Here is a 284-nt window from a genome sequence, read left to right on the forward strand (position 1 = left end):
AGTTTAGTGATAATGGTGTTGATTGGGAATGCGGATACTTACATGACATTAGCTATATTACCCCTTTAACATATCAATCTAAGCTAGGTAGTAAAACAGAATGGTACTCTAGCATTCGCGAAGTGTGCAAGATAGCCAAACCACAACCAAAAGAGAGCAACATGAAGCCAGTATTCACGCAAGAGATGTCAGATAATGGAGAGTCAATAAAGCAAGGTATGTTATTTGAATGCTCTAACGGTGAAAAAGCTGAATTACTTTTACCTATTGATGAAGGTGGCATG

At 38.0% G+C, this 284-nt stretch carries 1 protein-coding gene; it reads left to right on the forward strand.

Features of this window, described 5'->3' with window-relative positions:
- A partial coding sequence (locus D5S11_RS20035; protein ID WP_164833876.1) for a hypothetical protein occupies positions 1 to 284 on the forward strand: 284 nt, incomplete at both ends.

The sequence above is a fragment of the Bacillus sp. L75 genome (assembly GCF_003676355.1).
Taxonomy (GTDB): domain Bacteria; phylum Bacillota; class Bacilli; order Bacillales; family Bacillaceae; genus Bacillus; species Bacillus velezensis.